At 34.1% G+C, this 12,441-nt stretch carries 11 protein-coding genes and 1 pseudogene; 9 read left to right on the top strand and 3 right to left on the bottom strand.

Annotation, left to right across the window (positions count from 1 at the left end):
* The 9 genes from JO950_RS03305 to JO950_RS03265 form a co-directional block, all read left to right on the top strand.
* A partial coding sequence (locus tag JO950_RS03305; RefSeq protein ID WP_202701156.1) for a hypothetical protein occupies nt 1-577 on the top strand: 577 nt, incomplete at its 5' end.
* Nucleotides 578-694: 117 nt separating this feature from the next.
* Nucleotides 695-1,039, top strand: coding sequence for a hypothetical protein (locus JO950_RS03300; protein WP_202701171.1), 345 nt, complete (start codon nt 695-697; stop codon nt 1,037-1,039).
* A gap of 280 nt (nt 1,040-1,319) precedes the next feature.
* Nucleotides 1,320-2,123, top strand: coding sequence for an MbnP family protein (locus JO950_RS03295; protein WP_202701154.1), 804 nt, complete (start codon nt 1,320-1,322; stop codon nt 2,121-2,123).
* Nucleotides 2,124-2,352: 229 nt separating this feature from the next.
* Complete coding sequence (locus JO950_RS03290) at nt 2,353-3,393, top strand: cytochrome-c peroxidase (protein ID WP_202701152.1); 1,041 nt, start codon at nt 2,353-2,355, stop codon at nt 3,391-3,393.
* A gap of 28 nt (nt 3,394-3,421) precedes the next feature.
* Entirely contained in the window at nt 3,422-4,204 is a 783-nt protein-coding gene (locus JO950_RS03285; RefSeq protein ID WP_202701150.1) for an MbnP family protein, read from the top strand.
* A 3-nt stretch (nt 4,205-4,207) separates the two neighbouring features.
* Nucleotides 4,208-5,269 (top strand): cytochrome-c peroxidase, encoded by a 1,062-nt coding sequence (locus tag JO950_RS03280; RefSeq protein ID WP_237732265.1) that lies wholly within the window; start codon nt 4,208-4,210, stop codon nt 5,267-5,269.
* A gap of 166 nt (nt 5,270-5,435) precedes the next feature.
* Nucleotides 5,436-6,395 carry a transporter gene (locus JO950_RS03275; RefSeq protein WP_202701148.1) on the top strand — a complete coding sequence of 320 codons (960 nt, stop codon included), beginning with the start codon at nt 5,436-5,438 and terminating at the stop codon, nt 6,393-6,395.
* 694 nt (nt 6,396-7,089) lie between these two features.
* Nucleotides 7,090-7,725, top strand: coding sequence for a DUF2306 domain-containing protein (locus JO950_RS03270; RefSeq protein WP_229998599.1), 636 nt, complete (start codon nt 7,090-7,092; stop codon nt 7,723-7,725).
* The gene (locus JO950_RS03265; protein WP_202701146.1) at nt 7,722-8,609 is read left to right on the top strand and encodes a YARHG domain-containing protein; all 888 of its coding nucleotides are present in this window, start codon (nt 7,722-7,724) and stop codon (nt 8,607-8,609) included. The genes JO950_RS03270 and JO950_RS03265 overlap by 4 nt, the downstream gene beginning before the upstream one ends.
* Before the next feature lie 1,270 nt (nt 8,610-9,879).
* On the opposite strand, the pseudogene JO950_RS03260 reads toward JO950_RS03265, so the two are convergent.
* From JO950_RS03260 to JO950_RS03250, 3 genes and pseudogenes are all read right to left on the bottom strand, one after another.
* Nucleotides 9,880-10,398, bottom strand: a pseudogene (locus tag JO950_RS03260) (TrmH family RNA methyltransferase); the annotation flags it as partial.
* Nucleotides 10,399-10,544: 146 nt separating this feature from the next.
* The gene (locus JO950_RS03255) at nt 10,545-10,814 is read right to left on the bottom strand and encodes a hypothetical protein (RefSeq protein WP_202701144.1); all 270 of its coding nucleotides are present in this window, start codon (nt 10,812-10,814) and stop codon (nt 10,545-10,547) included.
* Between the two features lie 49 nt (nt 10,815-10,863).
* The gene (locus tag JO950_RS03250) at nt 10,864-11,412 is read right to left on the bottom strand and encodes a hypothetical protein (protein ID WP_202701142.1); all 549 of its coding nucleotides are present in this window, start codon (nt 11,410-11,412) and stop codon (nt 10,864-10,866) included.
* Nucleotides 11,413-12,441 lie beyond the last annotated feature (1,029 nt).

The following is a 12,441-nucleotide window of genomic DNA, read 5'->3' as shown; positions in this document are numbered from 1 at the left end:
TTTATCCACTCAATTAACATATTATTTAATTCTAAAATTAAAAATTATTCCAATAAATAAGGTTGATTACCTTTGCACAATAGTCTTTTCTTGTCTAATTTCAATCCTACTAGTATTAGTCACCAATGTATATTTATTATGGAAATTCAAAAAATCTCAACTTATTGGCTGGGCAGTAGATAAAAATGGTGATGAACTGGAAAAACTTTTTAAAAAATCAGTAAACGAAGCTTCTTTTATTCAAGTAACATTGAAAAATGATAAGGTATATATTGGATATTCAGAAATAATTCCAATTCCTCAAAAAACAAATTATCTTACTCTTACTCCAATACTAAGTGGCTATAGAGATGATAAAAAACAACTTCATATTACTACAGATTATTTCTCAGTAATCGATGAGTTTTTAAAAGGCTTAGATAATAACGAAGAATCCATTACTTTAAATACCGATGTGATAATAAAACAAGACGAAATTCTAACAGCTGGTATTTATGAGCAAGTTATTTTTGACAAATTCAACACTCCTAAAACAAAACCTCAAAAAGCTAAAAAAGTACAAAAACAAATCAAATAATAAATACCTATTAAAATATATAAATTACATTCAAACTAAAATAAATAAAACGTATTTTTGCATTCGAAACAACGAAATCTACTCTTGAAGAAGTTATTTACCATATTTCTTTCCTGTATGCTCTTAGTGCCCTCATTCGGCAGTTTTGTTGTTTATACCTCTTTCAAATTAAATCAGGACGAGATCGTAAAAACGATTTGTGTGCAGCGTAAATTAATTTTTAACACCTGTAACGGTCGATGCGAACTTCAGAAAAGTTTAAAAAAATACGCTGACAACGAAAAGAAAATGCAAAACAACCTGAAAGAAAAATCAGAGATCGTTTACATTCAAAATACAACCACAGCCGATTTTAAATTAGTAGCACCTATAGAATCTAAAGCAAAAATTTATGCTTCTTTAGACGAAAAACCTATTTCGGTTTCTATTACTACTTTTCATCCTCCCTCCTATTTTATATAATTTTTTATGACTATTCGTGACTAATACCAAGCTGGTAATATTAGCCACAGATTAAAATGATTTCCACAGATTTCTTTATTAATTGTGTATAAAATCTATGTAAATCTGCAAAATCAGTGGCGAAAAAGTACTCTTGGTGTACATTGAGGACAGTCATATAATTTTTTAAATCCCGTTTCATTATCAATTGAAATGATTTTTTATTGTACCTAAAAAACAATGAAAAATGTGCTTGCTCGCACCCAAAAATTTAAAATTACAATTATATAAAATTCTTAAAATGAAAAATACTTTATACAAAGCCCTTGCTATTGTAGCACTATCTATATCTTTATTTTCCTGTTCAAACGACGACAATAACGAAACTGTTTCAGGAAATGGAAACATCACTTTAAAATTCGACAATGCTTATGGTACAAACGATCTTATTTTAAACACACAGGGTAATATAACTTCAAACAACGAAGTACTAAAAGTCAACCTTGTGAAGTATATCGTGAGCAATGTTGTTTTCACAAAAGCAGACGGAACGACTTTTACCTATCCCAAAAGCAAAAGCTACTTTATTGCTGACGAATCTACCGCTGCCGGTCAGCAATTTAAACTAACAGATGTTCCAGCAGGTGATTATGTGAAAGTAAAATTCGGAATCGGAGTTGACGAAGCGCAATGGAAACTGGGTGCTGCGGGTCAGGGAGATTTTCTTGCACAGGCAGACGCTGCCGGTATGATGTGGTCATGGGCTGCCGGATATAAATTTCTTGCTTTCGAAGGTACTTTTACCTCATCGACTGTTACAACTGCTACGCCATTTATGATCCATACCGGAAAAACAGGAACAGATTACAACTATACTGAAGTAACTGTCGATTTTCCAACAAAAGCTTTGGTTCGTTCTAACATTACTCCTGCTGTTCATATTATAACAGATCTTTCTAAAATAATTGACGGTCAGAACAAAATCAAACTTTCCGATAATAATATGGGTGGTATGGGTGCCATGATTATGGGTGGCGCAAAACTGCCATTAATCACTCAAAACATTTCAACAATGTTTAGAATTGACCACGTACACAACGATTAATTTATTTTTTAAGAAGTACAAACCTTTAGGCAAAACCTAAACAATCCACTATACCGTATCTTTTGTGTCCGCTAAAATGGACACAAGAGCATATTGGTAACGGAAAAAAACACAGATACTTCTGCAAATCAAAGAGTAATCCCGGTAATTTTTAGTTTGTTCTACTTTGTGCTAACTCACGCAGGTAGTAATAAAAAATGCTCTTTACTCTTTTTACACCCAAAATATCATGCTGAAAATAAAATACTTTCTTTGGCTATTGATTCCGCTAATATGGAGCTGTTCGAATGAAGAGGAAGAATATGTAAATATTCCTTTAGAATTTAAAGTCCCTTCTAATTTCCCCGCTTTAGCGTACAATATTGCTCAGAATCCTCCAACAGTAAAAGGATTTGAACTGGGCAAAAAACTATTCTATGACGGACGTTTAGCGTCAGACGGAGTTGTTTCCTGTGGCTTTTGTCACATACAGGCTAATGCCTTCACTCATCACGGACACACGGTTAGTCATGGTGTAAACGATGCTCAGGGAACACGAAATACTCCTCCAATTCAAAATCTGGCTTACCAGTCTGTGTTTATGTACGATGGTTCTGCGGATCATTTAGACCTGCAGCCTATAATTCCGTTGACGAGTATTATAGAAATGAATGGGAATCTGAATGCTATTCTAAAAATGATGAAAGCCGACAAAGAATACCAAAAATTATTTGGACAGGCTTTTACTGACAAAGAAATCTCAACCGAAAACATGCTGAAAGCGCTTTCGCAGTTTATGGTTATGGTTACTTCTTCTAATTCAAAATTTGACAAATACAGACGTAAGGAGGCCGGCGGAACTTTAACTGCAGACGAATTGGCAGGATATGATTTGTTCCAATCAAAATGTGCTTCCTGCCATGCTACTGATTTACAAACCGACAATTCGTTTCGAAACAATGGTCTGGCTGTAAACCCAATGGTGAATGATGTCGGAAGATACAAAGTCACCGAACTGGCGAGCGATTACTACAAATTTAAAGTGCCCAGTTTACGGAATGTAGAAGTCTCCGGACCTTATATGCACGACGGGCGATTCGGAACTCTGGAAGGTGTTCTGGATCACTATGCAAGAGGAATAGAATCCTCACCAACTCTGGATCCGATATTAAAACAAAACGGAAAATTTGGAATCACACTTTCCGAAACCGATAAAAAGCAAATCATAGCTTTCCTGAAAACATTAACTGATACAAGCTATCTAACCGACAAACGTTTTTCGGAATTTTAAAAAACAATTTATTATAAAAACTTATAGAATGACAAAACTTAAAAACATAACCTTAATTCTTATTTCTTTAATAGCTCTTAGCGCATGCTCTAGTGACGATGCACAGGCACCTGATGTTAGTGGAAATACACAAATCACTTTTGATTCAAAAATAGGAACCACAGATTTTGCCCTAAACACACCATTTACCATTGCCGGACAATCTTACAAATTTGAACGTTTACGTTATTGGGTAAGTGATATGAAATTGGTAAGCGATCAAAACAAAACCTATTCGTTAGCAAATTCTTTCTTTTTGATGGAAGAAACAAATGAAATTTTAATTCAGGAAAAATACAAATATGCAGCGGCCAAAAGAGAAACGATAGACTTAGCAAATGTACCGTCGGGTTCCTATACAAAACTTATTTTCTCTGTTGGTGTTGACGCAACTCATAATGATAATATGAGTATTCAGAATGGTGAATTATCTCAACTTAACGGAATGACGAATGTTTCATGGATGTGGCATACAAGTTATATTTTCTCTAGTTTGATTGGTAAAAATGTAACACCAACTACACCCGTAGCCATTTCTGTAGAAACAGGCCTGAATACAAATTACAAAACAGTAGAAATTACTTTACCAACTGCTTTAGTAGTAAGCGCAAGCAAAACAGCTAAATTGAACTTAAATGTTGATGTTGAGAAAATTGTTAAGGACATTGATTTAGTTACCAATCCAAAAGTGTCTGCCAATAAGCCTGAATTAATGGCTAAAGCAGCCGATAATTACAAAAACAATGTTTTTACATTTAAAAGCATCGAATAATTAATGACAAACAGAAGCATTAAAATTGGGAGCATTATGGGATTGGTTTTTCTAAGCCTTTCCTGTAATGATCTTGATGATTCTTATCAGGAACTACAACCATTGGTTACGATTCCTGCTAATTTCCCTGAATTTATTGATTCTAAAACAAATCCTCTCAGTGCAGACGGAATTGCATTAGGAAAAAAATTGTTCTTTGATAAAAGACTTTCTGGAAACAATCAGATTTCATGTGCAACTTGTCATCAACAAAATTTAGCCTTTTCTGATGGTTTTGCCTTAACTAATAATGGTATTTCCGGAAAAAAATTAGAGCGAAATTCCCCTGCGTTAATGAATTTAGCCTGGGCTACTAATGGGCTATTTTGGGATGGAGGTTCTACGAATTTAGAATCTCAAGCTTTTGCACCACTAGCTCACGAAGATGAAATGCATCAGAATTTAGGAGAGTTAATAGAGGAATTAAATGAGGATGCTCATTACCCTGCAATGTTTCAAAAAGCATTTGGAAAAGCGATTAATCAAGCTGATATTGTAAAGGCAATAGCGCAATTTGAGCGAACTATGATTTCTGGAAACTCAAGATATGACAAATATGTCCGTGGAGAAACCGGGGGCCATTTAGATGAAAATGAATTAAAAGGACTCCAACTTGCGGAACAATTTTGCTTCTCTTGTCATAAGACTCCTTTATTAACTGACAATTTGTATCACAACAACGGGATTGACAGCAATTTTACTGATGACACTGAGCTTATGATCAAAAAAGGGAGAGCCAGGGTTACAAATTTAGCGGATGATTTGGGCAAGTTCAAAACGCCCACTTTACGCAATGTTGAAAAGACGGGGCCATACATGCATGATGGAAGATTTGCAACTTTAGATGAAGTACTTAATCATTATTCTGAAGGAGTTAAAGATTCCCCTAGTTTAGATGTAATCCTAAAACAAAACGGAAAGTTTGGAATCACACTTTCCGAAACGGATAAAAAACAAATCATAGCTTTCCTAAAAACGTTAACGGATACAGCATTTTTAACTGATAAACGTTTTGCGGAATTTTAAAAATACGGCCGCAGATTATTGTTCTGTAGAAATATATAAGCTGTAATAAAAAACATAATGAAAACCGAAGTCCCAGCCCCGATAGAGGCGGTATCCTTTTTGGGTGATTTTTCTTCACCCAAAAAGATAAAGCCGAAAGCGGGATTAGCTTCTAAAAATAATTAAGATGAAAAAAATAATAGTAATGTTCGCCCTTTTGACTGGTTCATCAGTCTTTAGTTTTACTTCGAAAGATAGTATTTCCGCCTTCACTTTTCAGCGTATGGCTTTGATCGAGGATTTCGATTGTGACGCCTGTGGTTGTTCGGCAAGTGGAGGGAGTATGGGATTTAGCTCTATGCTGAACAACAATTTTGTAGGTCTGAGATATTTCAAACAAAGTTATACCAGCCGCGACGGAATCTTTGCGAACTCTCCGTGGATTGACGAAAATTTCAATACTGTTCAGGCATGGGCACGTATACCAGTTACAGAAAAAGTACAAATTTCAGCATTGATTCCGTATCATTTTCATGAAAGACAATTAACTGCAGGAACCGAAAATATTGCCGGTTTGGGCGATATTACGGTAATGGCTTTGTACACGGTTTTTGAAACTCAAAAAGACAGTACCATATTTACACATAAAGTAAGCCTCGGCGGTGGTGTTAAAATTCCAACCGGAAAATTTACGGAAGCCAATAATATAGGAAGTATCAACCAAAGTTTTCAATTGGGGACCGGAAGCTGGGACTTTCCGTTGGCCACTGAGTATGTGGTAAAACGCAAAAATCTGGGACTAAATACTACTCTGAATTATATTTTTAAAACCCAAAACAGCAAAAATTATCAGTACGGTGATCAGTTTAATTATGCTGCCACTTTCTTTTATTTATTTAATACAAAATCAATTCAAATTGTTCCGCAAGCCGGATTGGCAGGTGAACTTTATCAAACCAATAAACAGCATAATCTGAATTTACCCAATACAGCCGGCGATATTTTGTTTGGGAAATTTGGTCTTGAAGCCGGAAAAGATAAATTCTCGATTGGTGTAAATGCAATGCTGCCAATTACTCAGAACCTTTCAAATGGAAACATGGAAGCCAATTACAGATGGAGTATTAATTTGAATTATACTTTGTAAGAGGTTCTAAGTCTCTAAGATTCTAAGCGGTAAAGGCTCACAGGTACAAAGGTACAAAGCTGCAAAGGTTCAAAGGAGCAAAGTTTTTTAGCCACGACCCAAGCGATAGCGAACAGGCGAAGCAATTCACGAATACTTTTAAAAATTCGTGAATACGGGACTATTTTTTCTATCAGCTATTATCTTCAAAAGGTTCAAAGCGGCAAAGGCTCAGAGGAACAAAGTTTTTTTACTGTGAATTCAAGAATACATTTTTACTAAAATTCGTGAATTCGTGGCTATTTTTTTCTATCTGCTATTATCTTCAAAAGGTTCAAAGCTGCAAAGGTTTTTAGCCACGTATTCACGAATGCTTTTAAAAATTCGTGAATACGGGACTATTTTTTCTATCAGCTATTATCTTCAAAAGGTTCAAAGCGGCAAAGGTTTTTAGCCACGTATTCACGAATGCTTTTAAAAATTCGTGAATACGGGACTATTTTTTTCAATCTGCTATTATCTTCAAAAGGTTCAAAGCTGCAAAGGTTCAGAGACGCAAAGGTTTTTTACTGTGAATTCAAGAATGCATTTTTTACTAAAATTCGTGAATTCGGAACTATTTTTTTTGGAAATTTTGAAAATAGCTAACGTCAACCGCTTTTACAATTAGGGATTTTTTATATTTGAAAACTAATAAATCCTTTACAAAAAAAAATTGAAAAAGAATATTCGATTTTCATTGCAATTAATTGGGACTTTCCTTTTTAGTTACTTCTATGTTTTAATGTTACAGCTCACGTTACAATATGTTCCACTGAAAAAAAACATTGCTTTTCTTCAAATCAAACAGACTGAAGTTTCCGAAATTCCATTTTACATTACTTTCTTTTACATACATGTATATACTGCAATTTTTGTTTTGCTCGCCGGATTTTTCCAATTCAGTGATATTCTCTTAAAAAAACATCCTGCAACTCATCGAAATATTGGAAAATTTTATGTTTTTACAGTGCTCCTTTTTAGTGCTCCGTCGGGATTATTTATTGGTCTTTTCGCTAACGGTGGACTTTTCGCCAAGATCTCTTTTGTTGCCTTGTCAATTTATTGGTTTTACTTCACTCTTAAAGGTTTTACGGCTATAAAAAACAAAAACATTCTGAAACATAAAGCATTTATGCTACGAAGTTTTGCCCTAACCTTTTCTGCCGTAACACTACGTTTTTGGAAGGTTATTCTTGTATATTTGTTTCATCCCGCACCAATGGATTTGTATCAGATTATTGCATGGTTGGGCTGGATTCCCAATTTGTTAATCGTTGAGTATTATCTTTATAACCAATTAAAAAAATGAAAAAACTTTTTTGTTTACTACTATCAATATTACTTTTTTCCTGTAATTCTAAAGAGAAAAAAACGACAAAAGACATTACCAAAGACCTGCCAAAAGAAATTAGAACCGATTTGTATGGTTCTTACGTAGGTGACTTTACTATTTTGGAACGCGATACCAGCAAACCAGCGAAAGAAAATTACATCAACAAAATCAATATTGTAATAAAAAGAATCACATCCTCAAAAGTTACAGGACAAAGTATTGTTGCCGGAAATAGCAGGCCCCTTACCGGTACAATGACTATAAAAGGCAGCACCGTTCATTTTATACTTAAAGAACCTGGTGATGATAAAAATGATGGTGTTTTTGATTTTGAGATCAAAAATGACACTCTTTTAACTGGAATCTGGGTAGCCAATAATCCTAAGAAAGAAGTCTCTAAAAGGAAATTTGAACTTATTAAAAAAGAGTTTAAGTATGATCCTAATGTGATGCTTCCGAAAGACGGGATGTATATTGATTATGAAAACCCAAGAGAAGAACAAGTAACAGATTTAGAGGTTGAAGAGGGAAAAGAAGCTGAAACTTACATAGAAGCGGTATTTAGAGCTGCATCGGAAAGCATTATGACGATAAACTCGTCTACGCAAAAATTAAAAGAATCAGATTTAAAAAATTTAAAGAAAATTGATTTAGAGATTCTAAGAAACACCATTTTCGCAAGACACGGACTGACTTTTAAAACCAAAACAGTTCGTCAGTTTTTTGATAGTGTAGAATGGTATATTCCTGTTTCAGACAATGTAAACAACGAACTAACCACTACTGAAAAAGAAAACATCGTATTGTTAAAACGCTTTGAAAAATATGCCGAAGACAATTATGACTCTTTTGGAAGATAGTTTTATAGGTGTTTTTAGCCCAAAATTTCACTTTAAAAAAGGTCCAAAGTGGCAAAGGTTCAAAGGAACAAAGGTTTTTAGCCGCGAATTGACGAATGCTTTTTTTTTGATCTTTTCTGATTTTGTAGAGGTACAAAGCTACAAAGGTTCAAAGGAGCAAAGGTTTTTAGCCACGAATTGACGAATGCTTTTTTTATTAAAATTCGTGAATTCGTGGCTATTTTTTTCTATCTGCTATTATCTTCAAAAGGTTCAAAGCGGCAAAGGTACAGAGGGACAAAGTTTTTTTTCCACGACCCAAGCGATAGCGAACAGGCGAAGCAATTCACGAATGTTCTTTTTTGATTTTGTAGAGGTACAAAGCTGCAAAGGTTCAAAGGAGCAAAGGTTTTTAGCCGCGAATTGACGAATGCTTTTTTACTAAAATTCGTGAATTCGTGGCTATTTTTTTCTATCTGCTATTATCTTCAAAAGGTTCAAAGCGGCAAAGGCTCAAAGGAGCAAAGGTTTTTAGCCGCGAATTGACGAATGCTTTTTTTACTAAAATTCGTGAATTCGTGGTTATTTTTTTCTACCTGCTATTATCTTCAAAAGGTTGAAAGTGGCAAAGGTACAGAGGGACTAAGTTTTTTTTTCCACGACCCAAGCGATAGCGAACGGGCGAAGCAATTCACGAATGTTCTTTTTTAATCTTTTCTGATTTTGTAGAGGTACAAATCTGCAAAGATTCAAAGGAGCAAAGGTTTTTAGCCACGAATTGACGAATGCTTTTTTTATTAAAATTCGTGAATTCGTGGCTATTTTTTTCTATCTGCTATTATCTTCAAAAGGTTCAAAGCGGCAAAGGCTCAGAGGGACAAAGTTTTTTTTCCACGACCCAAGCGATAGCGAACAGGCGAAGCAATTCACGAATGTTCTTTTTTGATTTTGTAGAGGTACAAAGCTGCAAAGATTCAAAGGAGCAAAGGTTTATAGCCATGAATTGACGAATGCTTTTTTTATTAAAATTCGTGAATTCGTGGCTATTTTTTTCTATCTGCTATTATCTTCAAAAGGTTCAAAGTGGCAAAGATTCAAAGGAGCAAAGGTTTATAGCCACGAATTGACGAATGCTTTTTTTATTAAAATTCGTGAATTCGTGGCTATTTTTTTCTATCTGCTATTATCTTCAAAAGGTTCAAAGCGGTAAAGGCTCAGAGTTGCAAAGGTTTTTTGCTGTGAATTCAAGAATACATTTTTACTAAAATTCGTGAATTCGTGGCTATTTTTATTACCTGGGATTTTCTTCGTAGTACCTTGCTTCGATTCGTTTAATATCTTTTACTGAGTTTTTTGCCCAAATCAATCGCTTTTCCAGAATTTCTTCGTCTGATAATTGCCATTGGATGTCTGAATTTCGCAATCGGTTGGTCAGGTTTTGAATGATAATGGCTGCCGAAACGGAAATGTTTAAACTTTCTGTACAACCTACCATCGGAATTTTAAGAAAACCATCCGCTTTTTCCATAATTTCAGGAGATAATCCGTCTTTTTCTGTTCCGGAAAATAAGGCCCTTGGTTTTGTGATATCGAAATCCGGAATTATACAATCGTTTTTATCAGGAGTTGTCGCAATAATTTGATATCCTTGGTTTCACAAAGAAGTCATCCCCCCCTCTACGGTATCAAAACGATTGATGTCAACCTATTTTTGTGCACCTAAAGCGATTTCTTTGTCGATTCTTTTTCCAAAACGCTGCTCAATATTAAGTTCCTGAATCCCGGAAACCTTGCAACTGCGTATTGCGGTGCAGGTATTTTGCAACACGTACAATAGCTACAATCTTCTGGGGAGGCTTGATACATCAATTTATTGATGAATCTTATTATTAAAAAAAACGTTTTCTTCAAATCTATCAACTTACTATTCAACAGATTAAACTCACCCAGATAGGATTAAACTATTTTAGAAGCCAAACTAACCAAGAAACTAACACCATTCTCAATGCCAATAATGTCCTTACTCTTTTCATTATTTGACTTTGTAGCATTATTGATCTCATCCAAAACCTTTAGTATGTTAGCATTACTAATATTACTTTGAGCTATAAAGTAATCTATTTCAGTAACTTTTAAGTTGGTTAAAGCTGCTAAACTATTTTTAAACTCATTATCCGTTTGAGCTGCCGCGCTGGCAGCAAGTGCATTCCAATCTATTGCTGACATAAATTCCATTTTTATGATATTAAGTATATTTTACAACTACAGTATTCAATTATTTTTTCAATACTTTTTCAATACTTTCTTCTATTTTTTTCACATCCAGTTTATCTTTAGTAATGAGTTTGAAAATGGAATTAGAAGCATTTTCTTTAGCATTCTTTAGTCGAATATTAGAATCAATTAAATCTTGCAGAGAAGCTGTTGCCTCAGTATAATTACCAAAACTGTTATTTAATTGGCCAATAATCTCCTGCTGCTGTATATTTAATACATTTTGTAAAGAATCTTTCTTTTGGTAAATAACGGGAAGGATACCCATTACAATGTTAGGAAATTCCTTTTTATAGTTAATTGAATCGGGAATCCTTTTCTGATAATTTTCTATGATAGCAGGGATGTAATTTTCCTGAATAAAAGAGTCCAATCTTAATTTCCGTTCTGCAAAAAGTTGATTGGTTAATGCTATATTTAAATCATGCATACCGACTCCCTCCTTGATAACTTCTCGTGTTAAAATAGTCGTCGAATCAGGAAGCACACTACAAGAGGTAAGCAATCCAAAACCAAATATGGAAATATAGGGGCTAAAAAATCTCATCATACTAGAAGTTTATATATTAAGTTTATTACATTCTCAAAGTAAAATCTCACTTTCTATGTCATTGTAAACTCCGTCAATGAGTTTTGGTGTGTAAAATATTCTTCCGGTTTACTTGGATGATACTGTATTTCTGAAAGAAGATTCACAAATCATGATTCTTTCTTTATAGGCACAACCTCAAACGTTTTCTTTATTTTGTTAATCAAACTGTACAGAATACTGAAAAGAACATCAGATGCAAACCCTCCGAGAATAGCAAGCAAACTTTTATTGAACAACAGACCGGAATCTTTATGATCAAAAAACTGGAATGAAAGAATCTCAGACATAATAAGGCCTGAAATCAATCCTAAAATAATTACTATAGGGAAGTAGGCGGAATCTTCGGGTGTAATGGTGCCTTTTCTAATAGAATAATTTATACTTCTCAGTAAATAGAACATAACCCCTAAACCTGCAAGAGAAATTAAATATAATAAGTTCAACAAACCCGATATACCTTCATTGTTCAATACTCCTTCGTCCAACGAATTCATATTAACCTCAGAAGATAAACTTGTACAAATAAAAGCAATAAGAAAACAACAGGAAGTAATAAATAAATTCTTTGTTATAGGCATTTTAGTAAATATATTTTTACTATTCCACTTACTAGCCATCAATTTACAAAACGATATAGATTTGGGAGTTACGGGAGAAATGTTTTTGCACAATATATTATATGCTTTGAGCAAACTATCAATATTACTGTTTTGAACAAGACTATTAATCTCCGGGTCAACTATTATACCATTATGTACGGCAAAAGAAATCATATTGTTAATATCGTTATTCAATTCAGCTATAACTTCTTTAGATATTCCTAATTCGCTTTGAACATCCTCTGCTGAGGTTAACTTATTATCACTTTCATTAGTCAGGTTTTCTGTAGACTCAATTACAATCTCTTTAGATATCCTCAGTTCGTTTCGGACATCCTTTAAGGTTAACTTATTATCACCTTTATCAATTAGATTTTCTATATTATCC

Origin of the sequence: Flavobacterium sp. UGB4466 (assembly GCF_903469665.1) — a bacterium.
Classification (GTDB): domain Bacteria; phylum Bacteroidota; class Bacteroidia; order Flavobacteriales; family Flavobacteriaceae; genus Flavobacterium; species Flavobacterium lipolyticum.
This window is presented reverse-complemented; position numbering and strand designations above follow the sequence as displayed.

Excerpts from the sequence above, each read along its gene's own strand:
- JO950_RS03300 (WP_202701171.1), top strand. The coding sequence starts at position 695 with ATGCTCTTAGTGCCCTCATTCGGCAGTTTTGTTGTTTATACCTCTTTC.
- JO950_RS03295 (WP_202701154.1), top strand. The coding sequence starts at position 1,320 with ATGAAAAATACTTTATACAAAGCCCTTGCTATTGTAGCACTATCTATA.
- JO950_RS03290 (WP_202701152.1), top strand. The coding sequence starts at position 2,353 with ATGCTGAAAATAAAATACTTTCTTTGGCTATTGATTCCGCTAATATGG.
- JO950_RS03285 (WP_202701150.1), top strand. The coding sequence starts at position 3,422 with ATGACAAAACTTAAAAACATAACCTTAATTCTTATTTCTTTAATAGCT.
- JO950_RS03280 (WP_237732265.1), top strand. The coding sequence starts at position 4,208 with ATGACAAACAGAAGCATTAAAATTGGGAGCATTATGGGATTGGTTTTT.
- JO950_RS03275 (WP_202701148.1), top strand. The coding sequence starts at position 5,436 with ATGAAAAAAATAATAGTAATGTTCGCCCTTTTGACTGGTTCATCAGTC.
- JO950_RS03265 (WP_202701146.1), top strand. The coding sequence starts at position 7,722 with ATGAAAAAACTTTTTTGTTTACTACTATCAATATTACTTTTTTCCTGT.
- JO950_RS03255 (WP_202701144.1), bottom strand. The coding sequence starts at position 10,814 with ATGTCAGCAATAGATTGGAATGCACTTGCTGCCAGCGCGGCAGCTCAA.
- JO950_RS03250 (WP_202701142.1), bottom strand. The coding sequence starts at position 11,412 with ATGATGAGATTTTTTAGCCCCTATATTTCCATATTTGGTTTTGGATTG.